The organism is Negadavirga shengliensis, assembly GCF_042652345.1.
GTDB lineage: Bacteria > Bacteroidota > Bacteroidia > Cytophagales > Cyclobacteriaceae > Negadavirga > Negadavirga shengliensis.
In genome coordinates this window covers 568,173-584,741 of sequence record NZ_JBHSJJ010000002.1, presented here as the reverse complement: position 1 = coordinate 584,741, position 16,569 = coordinate 568,173, and the positions used below count along the sequence as shown (strand labels likewise).

General features: G+C 46.8%; 12 protein-coding genes. 8 read left to right on the top strand and 4 right to left on the bottom strand.

The features are described from left to right. Positions 1-5 precede the first annotated feature (5 nt). Complete coding sequence (topA, locus tag ACFPFU_RS05195; RefSeq protein ID WP_377062204.1) at positions 6-2,339, bottom strand: type I DNA topoisomerase; 2,334 nt, start codon at positions 2,337-2,339, stop codon at positions 6-8. A 159-nt stretch (positions 2,340-2,498) separates the two neighbouring features. Between topA and ACFPFU_RS05190 the strand changes: the two genes are divergently transcribed. From ACFPFU_RS05190 to ACFPFU_RS05180, 3 genes are all read left to right on the top strand, one after another. Next, positions 2,499-2,975 (top strand): SixA phosphatase family protein, encoded by a 477-nt coding sequence (locus ACFPFU_RS05190; RefSeq protein WP_377062202.1) that lies wholly within the window; start codon positions 2,499-2,501, stop codon positions 2,973-2,975. A 32-nt stretch (positions 2,976-3,007) separates the two neighbouring features. After that, on the top strand, positions 3,008-4,084 hold the full coding sequence (locus ACFPFU_RS05185) for an agmatinase family protein (protein ID WP_377062200.1): 1,077 nt from the start codon (positions 3,008-3,010) through the stop codon (positions 4,082-4,084). A gap of 410 nt (positions 4,085-4,494) precedes the next feature. After that, positions 4,495-5,892, top strand: coding sequence for an MATE family efflux transporter (locus tag ACFPFU_RS05180; protein ID WP_377062199.1), 1,398 nt, complete (start codon positions 4,495-4,497; stop codon positions 5,890-5,892). A 279-nt stretch (positions 5,893-6,171) separates the two neighbouring features. Here the strand turns inward: ACFPFU_RS05180 and fdhD are convergent, their stop codons facing one another. The 3 genes from fdhD to ACFPFU_RS05165 are packed head-to-tail and all read right to left on the bottom strand — an operon-like array spanning position 6,172 to position 10,234. Further along, entirely contained in the window at positions 6,172-7,026 is an 855-nt protein-coding gene (gene fdhD / locus ACFPFU_RS05175; RefSeq protein ID WP_377062197.1) for a formate dehydrogenase accessory sulfurtransferase FdhD, read from the bottom strand. 3 nt (positions 7,027-7,029) lie between these two features. Continuing rightward, positions 7,030-9,300 (bottom strand): FdhF/YdeP family oxidoreductase, encoded by a 2,271-nt coding sequence (locus tag ACFPFU_RS05170; RefSeq protein ID WP_377062195.1) that lies wholly within the window; start codon positions 9,298-9,300, stop codon positions 7,030-7,032. A 7-nt stretch (positions 9,301-9,307) separates the two neighbouring features. After that, entirely contained in the window at positions 9,308-10,234 is a 927-nt protein-coding gene (locus ACFPFU_RS05165) for an AraC family transcriptional regulator (protein WP_377062239.1), read from the bottom strand. A 227-nt stretch (positions 10,235-10,461) separates the two neighbouring features. On the opposite strand from ACFPFU_RS05165, the gene ACFPFU_RS05160 reads away from it, so the two are divergent. The 5 genes from ACFPFU_RS05160 (at position 10,462) to ACFPFU_RS05140 (ending at position 16,562) form a co-directional block, all read left to right on the top strand. Continuing rightward, positions 10,462-11,736 (top strand): MFS transporter, encoded by a 1,275-nt coding sequence (locus ACFPFU_RS05160; RefSeq protein WP_377062193.1) that lies wholly within the window; start codon positions 10,462-10,464, stop codon positions 11,734-11,736. Between the two features lie 4 nt (positions 11,737-11,740). Further along, the gene (locus tag ACFPFU_RS05155; RefSeq protein WP_377062191.1) at positions 11,741-12,535 is read left to right on the top strand and encodes a phytanoyl-CoA dioxygenase family protein; all 795 of its coding nucleotides are present in this window, start codon (positions 11,741-11,743) and stop codon (positions 12,533-12,535) included. Between the two features lie 18 nt (positions 12,536-12,553). Beyond that, the gene (locus ACFPFU_RS05150) at positions 12,554-13,960 is read left to right on the top strand and encodes a Gfo/Idh/MocA family protein (RefSeq protein ID WP_377062189.1); all 1,407 of its coding nucleotides are present in this window, start codon (positions 12,554-12,556) and stop codon (positions 13,958-13,960) included. 5 nt (positions 13,961-13,965) lie between these two features. After that, complete coding sequence (locus ACFPFU_RS05145) at positions 13,966-14,832, top strand: sugar phosphate isomerase/epimerase family protein (RefSeq protein WP_377062187.1); 867 nt, start codon at positions 13,966-13,968, stop codon at positions 14,830-14,832. A 251-nt stretch (positions 14,833-15,083) separates the two neighbouring features. Then, entirely contained in the window at positions 15,084-16,562 is a 1,479-nt protein-coding gene (locus tag ACFPFU_RS05140) for an arylsulfatase (RefSeq protein WP_377062185.1), read from the top strand. The last annotated feature ends 7 nt before the right edge of the window (positions 16,563-16,569 follow it).

The following is a 16,569-nucleotide window of genomic DNA, read 5'->3' as shown; positions in this document are numbered from 1 at the left end:
GGAGCTTATTTCTTCACTTTTCTTTTGCTGTTTTTGGCTGCTTTCCCTTTTTTGTTGTCGGCCTGGCTTTCTATGATCTCCATGGTTTCCTCATAACTCAGGCTTTCAGCCTCCTTTCCTTTCGGGATTTTATAATTGTTTTTGCCCAGTTTGATATAGGGACCCCATCTTCCGTTGAGAATCAACAGTTCTGGATTTTCTTCAAATGATTTGATATGCTTTTTGGCATCTGCTTCTCTTTTGGCCCCGATGAGATGGATGGCCTCTTCCTCCGTAATAGACAGGGGGTCATATTCTTTTCCCAAAGAGACGAATTTCCCATCGTGCCGGATATAAGGACCAAACTTGCCGATCGCGGCCACTATTTTTTTGTCTTCGAAGTATCCCACGTCTCTCGGTAGCTTAAACAGTTCCAAGGCTTCATCCAAGGTGATGCTTTCGATAAACTGGCCTTTTTTAAGGCTGGCAAATTGTTTTTCCTCATCATCCTGATCCCCGATTTGCACCAAGGGGCCAAATTTCCCCAGTCTGGCAATCACCTTTTTACCGGTCTTGGGATCCACACCGAGTTCTCTTGATGAATTGACATCGGTGCGCTTCATGTTCTCGGTTTGTTCTACCTTGGTATGGAATTTACTGTAAAAATCTTCTATCATTTCCTCCCAGGCCTGTTGACCTTGGGCTATATGGTCAAATTCCTTTTCAACAGTGGCCGTGAAAGAATAATCAATGACATTTGGAAAATGTTCCACAAGAAAATCATTCACGACCATGGCGATGTTGGTCGGGAAAAGTTTGTTTTTTTCCGTACCGGTAGTTTCTGTCTTTTCCGCCTCTTTAAATCCGCCGTTTTGGATGACCATTTCGGTGTATTTTCGAGGAACACCTTCCCGGGACTCTTTGACTACATAATTCCTTTTCTGGATTGTGGAAATGGTGGGTGCATAAGTGGAAGGGCGGCCGATCCCCATTTCTTCCAGTTTTTTCACCAGAGAGGCTTCGGTATATCTCGCTGGGGGCCTCGTAAAAGTCTGCCTTCCCTTCATTTCCTTTAAATCAAGGATTTGACCTATCTCCAGGGGAGGCAGAAGTCCCTTGTTGCCGTTTTCTTCGTCCTCATCGTCATCCGTGCTTTCCAAATAGACTTTAAGGAAGCCCTGGAATTTAATCACTTCACCGCTCGCATTTAGGGTTTGGTCGGAATTGGAGATGGCGATGGATACATTGGTTTTTTCCAGTTGGGCGTCCGCCATCTGGGAGGCAATGGCTCTTTTCCAGATCAGTTCATACAGGCGCTGCTCATTTCTGTCGTTCCCGGCCTCTGTGATCGCGAAATCGGTGGGCCTAATGGCTTCGTGGGCTTCCTGTGCCCCTTCTGTTTTGGAACTGAATTTTCTTCTTTGGTGGTATTCGTTGCCGAATGAACCCTTGATTTCCTTTTCCGCGCTGTTTAGCGCTTCCCCCGAAAGGTTGACGCTGTCCGTACGCATATAGGTGATTTTACCCGATTCATACAGCTTTTGCGCGATGTTCATGGTCTGGGCCACGGAAAAATAAAGCTTTCTGCTTGCCTCCTGTTGAAGGGTGGAAGTGGTGAAGGGCGGGGCCGGACTCTTTTTGGCAGGTTTTGTCTCAAGCGACTTGATGGAAAATTCAGCCTCCAAGCAGTTTTTCAGAAAGATCTCCGCTTCTTCCTTGGTTTCGAATTTTTTAGGATGCTCCGCTTGCAGGGTTTTTCCATCTACGTTGAATAATGCGGTGATTTTAAACGAGGAAACCGCTTTGAATTTTTCAATTTCCCTTTCCCTTTCCACGATGAACCTTACTGCCACCGATTGCACCCTTCCTGCTGAAAGCCCCGCTTTGATTTTTTTCCAAAGCACAGGGGAAAGTTCAAAACCCACCAGCCTGTCCAGGATCCTCCTTGCCTGTTGCGCATTTACCAGGTCAATGTCTATAGACCTTGGATTTTCCATGGCTTTGGTAATGGCCGACTTGGTTATTTCCCGGAATACAATCCTTTTGGTATTTTCATCCTTTAAACTAAGTACCTCCTTCAAGTGCCAGGATATGGCTTCCCCTTCACGGTCATCATCACTCGCCAGGAAAATGGTTTCGGATTCCTTGACCAGTTTTTTCAGTTCCTTGATGACTTCCTTCTTATCCGGGCTTATTTCGTAAGTTGGTTTGAATTTATTTTTGATGTCAATGGCATTTTCACCCTTGGGTAAATCCCTTACATGGCCATAACTAGAAGCTACTTTATAGTCTTTACCCAAATAACCTTCTATCGTTTTGGCTTTAGCAGGTGACTCCACTATGACTAAATTCTTTGGCATGTTATTTTCTTTTATAAAGATAAAAATCTATATCAGGTAAATTTCGCCTAAAAATAGACGTCATATAATTCTCTTCCAAATATTCAGTACATCCAATTTTTTTTGGCATGATAATTTCACTATCAAACCTTTTGATTTTATATCTAAACAGGGACAAATATGACAAAAGAGTTAATGCTCATGCGGCATGGAGAGGCTGAACCTGGAAACAGCCAATCCGGCGATTTTAACAGAAAACTTACCCACTTTGGAGAAAATCAGGTTAGACGGTTGGCCGAAATGTTGAAAAGCAATACACAAGAAGTAGATTTGCTGATACACAGCACGGCATTGAGGTGTAAGCTGACCGCGGATCTGATGGGAAATACTTTAAAACCCCGAAAGACAACCGCTTCACAGGGGATTTATAGAGCGGGACATCTGGAACTATTAGGACTGATCAACGAATGGGATATTGCCATAAATAAAGTAATTTTGGTGGGGCATAACCCGACCATTAGTTTTATGGTCTCCTATCTCACCGGTGAACAGCATATTCTCCTATTGCCCGGGATGATGGCAAGGATTCATTTTGAGGGTCACGCATGGGATGAGGTGTCTAAGGATTCAGGGGTTTTGGCCGAAGTACTGCAATAAACAATGATTTTTAAAGGAAAAAGACAGCGTACATGAATGTAAGTGACTCTAACGACCGCTTATCCGGATTTGATCCAAATGGTGTAGGTGAAACAGGAAAGCTTTTTGGTTTGCCTTTTGATGAAGAATCCGCGGAAATGGTAATTATTCCAGTGCCATGGGAAGTCACCGTTTCGTATGCTTCCGGCACAGCCAAGGGGCCTGAGGCTGTACTTGAAGCGTCATCTCAAGTGGATCTTTTCCAACAGGATATCGTTGATGCCTGGAAAATGGGGATTTGCCTGTTGCCTCTGCCCGAGGAACTGATATTGGAAAACAATAAACAGAGGGAACTGGCCAGCAACTACATCCATTGGTTGGAAGAGGGGGGACAGCCCAGTGAAAAGGGAAGGTTTGGTAAAATTCCCAAAATCATCAACCGTGCCTGTGAAAATATGAACCGGTGGGTTTATGAAACTGCCAGGCAACACCTGTCCAAGGGGAAGTCAGTAGGCCTGCTGGGTGGAGATCATAGCACGCCGTTAGGGCTTATAAAGGCGCTTTCAGAAGCAGTTGATGACTTCGGGGTCCTGCAGATCGATGCGCATGCAGATCTGAGGCCTGCCTATGAGGATTTTCAGTATTCACATGCTTCTATTTCTTATAATTTCATGCAGTTGCCTCAGATCAGCAACCTGGTTCAAGTGGGAATAAGGGATTTTTGTGAACAGGAATTTGAATTGGCCAAGTCCGATTCCAGGATCATATTGCATACCGCTGACCATATCCACGCTGCGCTTTTTAAGGGGCATTCCTGGGACAGTATCTGTGAAGGGGTCATTTCCGGACTGCCCCCAAAAATATACCTGACCATAGATATTGATGGTCTTGACCCTAAATTATGCCCACATACCGGTACACCGGTGCCGGGAGGATTGGAGTACCCGCAGTTGGATTATCTGGTCAAAAAACTGGTTCAGTCCGGCAGGGAGATCATTGGTTTTGACATCGTGGAAGTGGCCCCGGGACCTGACGGAGATGAATGGGATGCCAATGTGGGAGCCAGGTTGCTGTACAGAATGGCAAACCTCATGGGTGTTTCCCAGGGGAAGCTGCAGTGGAATTCTTAGCGCGATAATGCATTCCCCTTCTCGCGAGTTCCGGAGCGTTGTCAAGTCCAGTATAATATTTCGGGTTATTTTTTCGTGAAACTGTTAGTGTCCGAGAGTGCCTGGTTATCCACGAAACCCGATCCGGCAGCTGGCGCATGGGACAGGTTTATTCTGCCCGCTCCGAACGAAGGATGAAGATAGTATGGTTGAAATTGTTATTTGGAAAAAAAATCAATGATCTGGATCATTTCATAAAATCCATGTCAATCAGCGAAATTCCCCGAATCTCTTTGTCCGGGTCCGGGGCAGACGTGGACAAAAATTCGGTTAACCCAAAAACCGACTCTTGACTTCACATCGGAACGTTGAACGTGATTTATGAAGGTTAAATGAATTAATTTTTTGATATTTGCGCTTTCTTTTTTTCTATGTCCAACAAAGTCCAGTCAGTTTTCGCATTGATCCGGGAATCCATTCAGGGGAAAGAGCAGGATTATACCAAAATAACCCTCAAGAGAGGGATTGTTTTGTTGGCTATTCCCATGATTCTGGAAATGATCATGGAATCACTTTTTGCCGTGGTGGATATATTTTTTGTGGGCAAGCTCGGGGCACATGCCATAGCCACTGTGGGACTCACAGAAGCTATTTTGACCCTTGTATACTCCGTAGGAGTCGGGGTGAGCATGGCCGGAACAGCCATGGTGGCACGGCGGTTTGGAGAAAAGAATTATAAAAGGGCCGGCACCGTCTCCTTTCAGTTGTTGTTGGTTGGCACCGTGGCCTCGATCATCATGGGAGTACTCGGTTTTGTATTTGCCGGGAAGATACTCCACCTCATGGGAGCGGAAGAGGAAGTGCTTCGTACAGGAACCGCTTATACCGAAATCATATTTGCGGGAAATACAGCCATTATGCTGCTTTTTCTGATAAACGGCGTTTTCAGGGGGGCAGGCCAACCGCATTTGGCCATGAAGGCACTGTGGATATCCAATGGTTTGAACATTATTTTGGATCCTCTGTTGATTTTTGGATTAGGGTCTTTTGAAGGATTCGGGTTGGTGGGAGCGGCCTGGGCCACTACCTTGGGGCGGAGCGTAGGCGTATGTTACCAGCTATATCACCTTTTCAACGGGCATCACCGGCTGGTGATAACCCGCAGAAATTTAAAAGTAAGGTGGGCAACCTTATGGAAAATCATCAACATTTCGGCAGGGGGCATGGGACAATTTTTAATCGATTCTGCGGCTTGGATTGTGTTGACCCGCTTTGCCTCAGTTTTTGGAAGTGCCTCAGTGGCCGGTTACACGATAGCTTTTAGGGTTTTGCTTTTCAGCCTTATGCCTGCTTGGGGCTTGTCCGCGGCGGCGGCTACCCTGGTGGGTCAAAATCTCGGCGCGGGTAAATTTTACAGGGCAGAGCTTTCCACCTATCTGACGGCCAGGTACAATTTTATTTTTTTGGCAGTAGTTACCTTGCTTTATTTGCTGTTTGCTGATCTTCTTATCAGTGTTTTCACCCAGGATCAGGAAGTAGTTGTCGTGGCTGCCAAGGGGTTAAAGATTACCGCGCTGGGATATATATTTTATGCAGTGGGAATGGTGATGGTGCAGGCTTTTAACGGGGCAGGGGATACGAAAACCCCAGCCTATATCAACGTGGGCGTTTTTTGGCTGCTGGAAATCCCGCTGGCCTATTTGCTGGCCATATTCTTGGATATGGAAACGACCGGGATATTCATTACCATTGCGTTTTGCCATTCTTTGCATGCGTTGATAGCCTTGTGGTTTTTCCGAAAAGGAAGATGGAAACGTGCAGTTGCTTAAAACCTTAGCATATTTTTATTCCTTTCCAAAGTAGTTCATCAGCTTAATAGATGAATTTCCAGGAGTTTTAATGAACTTGATGCCCATATGCACATGAGAGCGCAGTGATTTCTTTGTGCTATCCAAGCTGGTTTTTTGAAAAATGCAGAAAAAATACCGTGATCAGGGTATTTTTTACTTGAGGCAAAGAACATAACTTTGTTACAGGTGATAAATAAACTTTTCTACATGATTTTTTGCTCTAGAAAATAGTGGGTACTTATTATAATCAAGATTTTTTTACCCACTATCCATTATTCTACCTGCATGGGTATATATGTTGAACCTGTCCTTCTTAAGAAAACCGATCAATGTTAATCCTTTGTCCTCTGCAAGATCTACGGATAGGTTGGTAGGGGCGCCGGCAGCTGCCAGCATCGGTATTCCGGCCCTAACTGCTTTTTGGACCATCTCAAAACTGACCCTCCCACTCAATACGACTATCCTGTCTTTTTGCAGCGACATGCCTTCCCGCAAGGCAGCACCTACCAGTTTATCCAGGGCATTGTGTCTTCCGACATCTTCCCGGAGCAGTATCAGGTTGCCGTCCGAATCAAAAAGGGAGGCCGCATGAAGGCCGCCGGTATATTTAAACCCGGTTTGATTCACCAAGGCGGCATCCTGTAAGGTGAATAAAGTTTGATAGGACATTTTTTTATTATCACCGGGCCGGATTTTTTCCAGTTTTGCCTGTACCGCATCAATGGCTGTCTTGCCGCATACCCCACAACTGCTGTGGGTATAAAAGTTTCTATCCAGTACTTGGGAATCAAAATCCAACCCATCGGCAAGCCGGACGACCAGCACATTCCCTTGCTCTTCTTTTTTGACTTTCTCACAATAACGCATCCACAATATATCCTTCTCACCCTGGATGATCCCCTCGGCAAATAAAAATCCCATCGCCAGATCAAAATCATGGCCAGGGCTTCGCATGGTAACCATGAGGTTTTTTTCATGCCAAGCCTCTTTATATACATATTCCAAGCGGATCTGTAAAGGCTCCTCCACGGCAATCAGATCCTGAGAGGCATTGGCCCTTTCCCCTCTGATTTTATAGACCTTCCCATAAGTAACCAATCCGCTTTTCTTCATAGATCACCCCATTTTCTCGATGGTCACGTCTACATATTTTGACGCGGGACAGTGGCTTTCGCCCGATTTGTTGTCCAATGCCACAAGCACATTGCCTTCGGGAAAATAAACAGCCACACATCCCGGTGCGATGTCGTAGGAAACCGCCTTAAAATTTTCAAGAATCCTTTGCTCGTTTTTGAAATAGCTTGTGATGCGGACTTTGTCGCCCGGTTGAGCGCCTATTTTTTCAATATCTGTTTCATGCATCATGACCACCTCCCTGGTATTGGAAATATTGCGGTACCGGTCGTTTAAGCCATATACCGTGGTATTGAACTGGTCATGGCTTCGGACGGTCATGAGGACAAACTCCCCTGCATTGGAGTCCCGCTGTGGCAATGGATTTACCGTTATTTTGGCTTTTCCACTATCGGTTTCGAACCGTCCTTCCCTGGCGCAGTTGGGCAGGTAAAAACCACCGGGAATCCTCACCCGTCCATTGTAGTTTTCAAAGCCCGGTATTACCGCCTCTATTTTTTGTCTCACCAAATCATAATTGGCCCCTAATGCCTGCCAATCTGTGCTTGATTTACTTCCAAGGGTGGTTTTAGCCACACTGCAAACAATCGCTACTTCGCTTTTCAGGTGTTCGGAGGCAGGAGGTAAATCTCCCTGCGACATCCTAATCCTGCCGGCAGTGTCTTCCGTACTAACGAATTGGGCGCCGTTTTCTGTCTCATCCCTTTCCGTTCTTCCCAGACAGGGGAGGATCAGGGCTGTTTTGCCATGGACCAGATGTCCCCGGTTCAATTTGGTGGAAACATAGGCGGTGAGTTCGCAACTCCTCAAGGCTTCAAAAACCTTTGAAGTGTCCGGTGCAGCCATGGCAAAGTTCCCGCCCATTCCAAAGAAAACTTTTGCTTCCCCCTTTAACATGGCCTGCACTGCTCCCACAGCACCTACACCTGGTTTCCGGGGAGGTTCAAAGGAGAACACTTCCCCCAGCTTATCCAAGAATGCTTTGGGCATTTTTTCGCAGATGCCCATGGTGCGGTCACCCTGTACATTGCTGTGCCCCCTTACAGGAAGGGTGCCTGCCCCGGGGATGCCGATGGCCCCCTTTACCAGCAGCAAATTCACGATCTCCCGAATGGTGTCTTCCGCATTCCGGTGTTGGGTCACCCCCATGGCCCAGGCGATGATTACCTTTTTTCTATCCCTGATCATCCAGGCGGCCTCTCTTAATTTTTCCTCCGAGACCCCCGAAGCCGTTATCAGATCATCCAGGCTGAGGGCTTTCAAATGTTGTTTCAGCTCAGGAAATCCTTCAGTGTTCTGCGCTATAAAATCATGGTCAAGAAGCTGCCCGTGTGCGTCCTCATCTTCCTCCAACAGAATTTTGAGCAAGGCCTTCAGCAAAGGCAGGTCACCATTGATAGCGACCTGTAGATACAAATCCTGTATAGGCGTTCCTTTGCCTATCCATTCCCAGGGTTTCTGGGGATGTCTGAAACCCATGAAGCCTGCTTCCGGCAGCGGATTCACGGCGATGATTTTTCCCCCGTTCTTTTTTAACTGCTGCAGGGAAGTCAGCATTCGCGGGGCATTGGTGCCGGGATTCTGGCCGATAATCATCAGCAGTTCGGCTTTTGGAATATCTTCCAGTGTCACCGAGGCCTTTCCTATCCCTACGGTTTCTTTCAAGGCTTTTCCGGAAGCTTCATGGCACATGTTGGAGCAGTCGGGCAGGTTATTGGTCCCAAACTGCCTCACAAAACATTGGTATAGAAATGCTGCTTCGTTACTGGTCCGGCCCGAGGTATAGAAAAGGGCTTGGTCAGGATGGTCCAATCCGTTTAATTGCCTGGCCAAAAGATCAAAGGCTTCCTCCCATGAAATGGGGCGATAATGGCTATCTCCCTTCTGCAATACCATAGGATGGGTGAGTCTCCCTTGTTTTTCCAACCAGTGATCTGATTTTTCGAAAAGTTCGGCCACACTGTATTGCTTAAAAAAATCAGGACCGGCTTTCCTGTTTGTGGCTTCCCAAGCCACTGCTTTGGCACCGTTTTCACAATATTCGCCTATTTTGGAGACATCTTTTGCATCCGGATCCGGCCAGGCACAGCTGGGACAATCAAAACCTCGGGGTTGGTTCAGTTTGAATAGGGTTTTTACTCCCCTGCCTACATAGGTCTCCTCCCAGATATGGTAGGCCACGGATTTCAATGATCCAAGTCCCGCCGCTACTTTTGGGATGGGGGTTGTTTTGGTTTTTGAAGGTTTACCCATTTTGAGATTATTGTTCGGTTATCCTGGTTTTGGGATTTGAAAGATAAGGATTTGACCCCAAATATCCTGACTTCGTGTTTTCATTTCTGAACTCCTTGGGACTGATGCCGGTAATGCTTTTAAAAATCTGATTGAAATTCGACTGGTTGTGAAACCCCGACTCCAGCAATATTCTACTGATGGTATAATCGGTTTCTATCAGCATCCTGCATGCATGGCCTATCCGGATTTCAGCCAGAAACCGGGAAAAGGTCTTCCCGGTTCCTTTTTTGAAAAAACGGGAGAAGGAGGAGGATTCCATATGCACGAGTTCTGCCAGATCCTGAAGGCCGATTGGTTCTTCATAACGGGAGAAAATGAAATCATAGACCAGCCGAAGACGCTGTTCATCGTGGTTTTTGGAAGGCAACTGAAAGCCTGAACTGCAAAGTGTTTGGGGTGCAGGGATCTCAGCGACCAATCTCAATATCCTCAAAAGGCAGATATACCTCTCTACCGGACCTTGCCCCAGCATCTCCAGGAGAATGGTTTTCAGCTTATCTTTGGTGGAGCCTGTAAGGCATATGCCGTTTTTTGCTTTTTCTATACTTTTGTAGAGAAATTTCAATTCAGGCGTCTGGTTCCAAACCAAACCCAACTGGTCGGGAGAAAACCGCAAAATGACTGCTTCTACCCCGGGAGAATCATCTTTACGGTAGTATTCAGGATCGCAACGCCAGTAATGGGGCAACATGCTTCCCAGCAATATCATGTCGTCACTTTCAAACCTGGAGATATCATCGCCTACAAACCTCGTCCCTCTTCCCTCAATGATCCAATTCAATTCCAACTCCGGGTGAAAATGCCAGGGATTGTCAAAAAAATCAGCAGCTTCTTTTCTCAAATGAAAAGATTGTCCGGGGTTCGGGATTACCTGTAAGTATTTTGCTTTCATCACTCGGAAATACAGTTAATTTAATCTAACACATTCTTGGGGTTCAACCCTGTCGTTTTAAGTGGGGAAAGAACAAGGTTCCCAGGGTTGCTATGGTTTTTATTCCAATTTAAGGGAAATAAATGTTTATACTGCAAAAATTCCATTGGAATTGGTTAAAATTAGAATGAAAAACATGATCAGTATCATTTAATTTTAAACCCTGAACAATATCCAGAATAATTGACATGAATATAGTCCGGCAAAAGGAGATATGGGGTTACCGTTGGCGTATCATGGCATTGTTGTTTTTTGCCACTACGATCAATTACCTGGACAGGCATGTGCTCAGCATATTGGCTCCGGACCTGCAGCAATTATACGGATGGAGTGAAATTGAATACGGTTACATTGTCACGTCCTTTCAGTTGGCCTACGGGATCGGCGTGATTTTGACGGGAAAGCTTCTGGACCGCTGGGGCGTGGGATTGATATATGCCCTGGCCATCGCTGTATGGAGTCTGGCCGGTATGGGACATGCTTTGGCCAGATCGGCCGTAGGTTTTATGGTGGCCCGGTTTTTCCTGGGTTTGGGAGAATCCGCGAACTTTCCGGCGGCGATCAAAACCGTAGCCGAGTGGTTCCCGAAAAAAGAACGGGCGCTGGCCACGGGCCTATTTAACGCGGGGTCCAATGTAGGTGCCATCATCTCACCCCTGTTGATTCCGGTCATAGCTTTGAAATTTGGCTGGCAGTGGGCTTTCATAGGTACAGGGGTGGTAGGGTTCCTTTGGCTTATCGCCTGGCTGTATGCCTATAGAAAACCGGAAGTCCATCCTAAAGTCTCAGAATTGGAGCTAAACCATATCCATTCTGATCAAAATGAAGCCTCTGAAAAACAGCAGATTCCCTGGAAGAAACTCCTTACTTTCCGAAGCACCTATGTGATTTGCCTCGCCCGGTTCATGACGGATCCGGTATGGTGGTTTTTTCTGTACTGGCTGCCGAAATTTTTCAACGAACAGCATGGGATCAACCTGTTGACCATAGGCCCGCCCCTGGTGGCTATTTATCTTTTTGCAGATGTGGGCAGTGTGGCAGGTGGCTGGTTTTCTTCCCATCTGATCAAGACAGGAATGAAAATTCACAAAGCCCGGATGCTGGCTATGGCGGTTTGCGCAATTTGTGTGATCCCCGTCATTTTCGCCGCTGAGGTATCCGGTCTGTGGGTGAGTGTGGCGATATTGAGTCTCGCCACAGCGGCCCATTGTGGCTGGATGGCGAATATGTTTACCCTTATTTCAGATTTTTATCCCAAAAATGCGGTAGCTTCGGTGGTGGGATTGTCCACCTTCGCCGCTGTTCTCGGAAGCATGCTGGTGGCTTCTGCCGTAGGGTTTATCCTGGAAACTACGGGAAGCTATTACCCTATATTTTTCACAGCCGGATTCATGTATTTACTGGCCTGGATGGTACTCCGCCTAGGACTGAAAAAAATAGAACTAAAAAACTTAAATCCTTAAACCCATGGAAAACCGATTTAATGAGAAAAATGAAAAAGAATACATGCAAGATGGTTATACCATTGTAAAAGGCATGTTTGATGCGGGAGAGATGGAGGCAGTGCTGGACACCGCTTTGGAGGATGAGGTGATCAGACGGCATACCTATGGAAGGAAGGACAAAGAAGGCCATACCACCAAGCTCGCCCTCTGGTATGCTTTGGGTAGGGATGTTTACAGTAACATCGCCCGCTCTGAGCGGTATTTGGAAGGTGTGGAAAAGCTGCTTGGCGGTGCTCCTGCCCATTTCCATACCAAGCTGATGCAAAAAGAGCCAAAGGTAGGCGGGGCCTGGGAGTGGCACCAGGACTATGGTTATTGGTATCATGATGGTTTCTTGTACCCACAGATGCTCAGTGTGATGTTGGCCCTTACCCAAGCGGACAAAAAAAATGGCTGCCTGCAGGTTTTAAGAGGCTCTCACCTCCTGGGAAGGATAGACCATGGGATGACGGGGGATCAAAAAGGAGCGGATATGGAAAAAGTAACGGAGGCTCTCAAAAGACTGGAACTCGTACATGTGGAGCTTCAACCGGGTGATGTGCTGTTTTTTCACTGTAACCTCCTCCACCGTTCGGATAAAAACAATTCTGAAAAAGCCCGGTGGTCCTTAATTTCCACCTATAACCTGATAAGCAACAAGCCCTACAAGCAACAGGACCCGTCTTGTTATACCCCCATAGAGGAGAGGTATCAAGGAAGGGTCCGTAAGGATGATACTGCCCGGATTTCAGAAAAGGACGCCCATTTCTTACATTAAGTTTAAACAGCAATGACAATGAACCCTGAAAAAAAACAAACAAGTATAGGCCTAAAAAAATCCAGAAGGGAATTTCTGAAAACCACCGGCATCGCCGCAGCGGGCGGACTGGCTATTCCAACCCTTATTCCCGCAAGCGCCATTGGCAAGAACCCGCCCAGTGACCGGATCACCATTGGCATGATTGCCACAGGGAGGCAGGCCATCAAAGTGAACCTGCAAAACGGATTTTTGAATATTCCCGATTGTCAGGTGGTGGCGGTAAATGATGTGGACAGCTGGAGGATGGAGCTGGCCGCCGGAATCATCAACGGTCACTACGGTAAAAAAACGGAGAAAACTTACAAAGGGGTGACCCAATACAGGGATTACAGGGAGCTTTTGGCCAACAATGGCATTGATGCCGTCATGGTATCGTCTACAGACCATTGGCACGCTCCCCATGGCATCGCTGCCGCGTTTGCGGGGAAGCATGTATGTATGGAAAAAGCCTTGTCTATCAGTTACTCGCACAGCAAAGCATTGGTAGAGGCAGTGAAGATGAAGGGTGTGGCCAACCGCCTGGACAGTGAATTCCGTTCCAGCAAATATTTTTGGAAAGCTGCAGAAATAGTGCATAACGGCCTTCTTGGCAAACTTAAAAAAGTGACGGTGGGGGTGCCCGCCGAGTTGAGCGGCAGCGCTGTGGGTCCCCAGCCCACCATGCCGGTGCCCAAAGCTTTGGATTATGATCAGTGGCTTGGACCTGCCTTTCCTGCACCATATACCCAAAACAGGGTCCATGATCCCGAAACCATCGATACCCGACCGGGCTGGTTGAGGATTGATGATTATTGTAATGGCATGATCACCAACTGGGGAGCCCATCTGTGTGACATCGCCCTTTGGGGCATGCAAAAAGAGTATGTGCTTCCGATTTCGGTGAAGGGGGAAGGCTCTTTTTCAAAAGGCTTGTGGAACACCATAGAAACTTTTGACCTGACTTATACTTATGATGATGGCGTGGTGATGAACTACGTGATCGATAAACCCTATGTGAAATTCGAAGGCGAAAACGGATGGGTCAGTGCGGGCTATCCGGACCAGTTGGAGGCCAGCAACCGGGCTTGGATAAGTTTTGATAAGCCTTCGGGTAATAAAGACTATTCAGCAACTTTGTCAGACAAAGAGGATTTTCTCAGGGCCGTCCGGTCAGGAGAGGATTCTCTCGAACCACTGGAGGTGGGCCATAATGTTTATTTTACCACAGTAATGGGGCTGATTGCCGTGAAGTTGGGAAGGGAACTGAAATGGGACAATAATAAGGGGCAATTCAAAGACGATAATGCTGCCAACGCCATGCTTAACCGGCCTTTCAGGGAAAAATGGCTGGACAAGGATGTGGTGGACTGGATGAATAAATTTCAAACTGTAAGTTACCGTTGATGGTTATGAGAAAGATATTGCGTGTGGTATTCCTGTTGGCCCTAGTGTCCTGTAAATCTGAAGATAAGCGGCTGGATAATGTCTTTTATGCTTTTAATAACTGCGTCAGGACCCTGCCCAACGCCCCCGATGATTTTAGAGCACAGGCTAATCTGGTGAAGGAACTGGGATATGATGGGCTGGCCGGTCATGTGGAAGACAATTATTTTGAGTTAAGGGCAGCCATGGATGAGGTGGGTTTGGAAATGCCCGAAATGTACATTGGGATGTATGTGGTGGAGGGGAAAGTACAATACCACGAAAAGCTAAAGGAAATACTTTTGGACTCCAAAGACAGGGATTTGTTGGTAGCACTTCACCTTCATGCGGATGGCGTTTCCCGGCCGGATGCTGACAGCCTTTTTATGGAGGGCATAGCCGACCTGGCCGAATTTGCTGCCCCGCTGAACATCAAGCTTGCCATCTACCCTCATGTGGATTTTTATTGTGAAGAAATGTCCCATGCTTTGGATTTGGTAAAGAAGATCAAAAAAGACAATGTCGGGGCCATATTCAACCTCTGCCACTTATTAAAAGTGGAAGGGGAAGCAGGATGGAGAGAAAAAGCGTTGGAAGCGCTGCCTCATCTATTCATGGTTTCCATCAACGGGGCTGATGGTGGCGATACCCAGCAAATGGGATGGGACAGGCTGATCCAACCTTTGGGAGAGGGAACCTTTGATACCTATGAACTGGTAAAGGTGCTTAAAGATGAGGGTTATGCGGGGAAATTCGGTTTGCAGTGTTATAACATTCCCCAAGACTGCGAGACCGCCCTGACCCAATCGATGAATACATGGAAGCATTATCAGGAAAGATATGCCGCCGAATAGCCTTTATGTCAATGGATTTTTATTTAAACCGAATCCTTTTATATTTAGAACCTTAATAACCCACGTTATCACGCGTTTTTAGTTTAAAAATTAAGATGCGATGAAAAGGAAGGGGCGCTGTTTCTGTGGAGGCTCCTGCCCTCGCATATGATCTCATCTGAACCCTGTGGGAAATAAAAATATGGCTGAAGACCATCCCGAAGTGATGGAAAAGATATTGCCCTTATGAAAAAAAGGAAATACCGGACTTTATGACTGATTTATTTATGAGAAACAGTTCACTTATTTTGTTGAATATGATCCTGATTATCCTAACGGGATGTGTCAAGGAGAAAGAAAAGGGTCTTCCCAATATTGTCTACATCATGGCGGATGATTTGGGTTATGGAGACTTGAGTATCTATGGGCAGGAAAAATTTTCCACGCCCAATTTGGACAAACTGGCAAGGGAGGGGATGCTTTTTACCCAGCATTATGCCGGTACGACTGTATGTGCTCCGTCTAGATCCTCACTCATGACCGGGTTGCATACCGGTCACACTTATGTCCGCGGAAACAGGGGAATGAATGGGGGCCAATTTCCCCTTCCTGCTGATGCGGTGACCCTCCCCAAAATATTGAAGCAGGCGGGCTATGTTACCGGAGCTTTTGGCAAGTGGGGGTTGGGTTATCCAGGTTCTACCGGGGATCCACTGAAGCAAGGGTTTGATGAGTTTTTCGGCTATAACAGCCAAACCATTGCCCATAATTATTATCCATGGGAGTTGTATGACAATGACCATGTGCTTCCACTTACAGAAAATGAAGGCGCAAAACAGGGGTTGTATGCCCCGGACCTGATCCATGAAAAAACCTTGGATTTTATTGACCGGCACCGCGATACTACTTTTTTTCTGTACGTGCCTTCCATCATTCCTCACGCGGAGCTTTTTGCCCCACAGGAATACATGGATATGTTTTTGGAACGTACCTCGCCAGAGCCGCCTTATCAGTATGAAAGCAAGTTTGGTGTTGAAACCGCCTATGAGGGTATAGATGATCCGGAGCATCCCCGCTACAAAGTAGGCGGTTATGGGTCCCAACCTTATCCAAGGGCAGCTTTTGCCGCTATGGTCAAACTCCTTGACGATCAGCTCGGGGAGATAATGGACCGGTTGGAAGCCAACGGCCTATTGGATAATACCTTGGTGATTTTTACCTCTGACAACGGCCCTCATGTCGAAGGTGGCGCGGATCCGGATTTTTTCAACAGCAACGGTCCCTTTAGGGGATATAAGCGGGATTTGTATGAAGGAGGCATAAGAATGCCCATGATCGCTTATTGGGAGGGATCCATCCGCCCAGGCAGCCAAACGGACCATATCAGTGCTTTTTGGGATGTGCTGCCTACGCTGGCAGAGGTCGCGGGACAGGAAGTCCCTAAGGGCGTGGATGGGATATCCTTTTTGCCCACCCTTCTGGGACAGGCTGACCAGCCGGAGCATGACTACCTTTATTGGGAATTTCATGAACAGGGGGGTAAGCAGGCTGTGAGGAAAGGCAATCACAAAGCCATCCGGCTGAACGTACTGACAAACAATGAAGATTTGCTCTTGTTTGATGTGGAAAAGGATCCCGGGGAGGCACACGATATTTCGAAAGAGCATCCCGAACTGGTTAAGGAAATGTATGACATTATGCAGTCGGCCAGAAATGAGGATCCGGAATGGCCTTTTTTCAACAAAGAATGACGAGTCA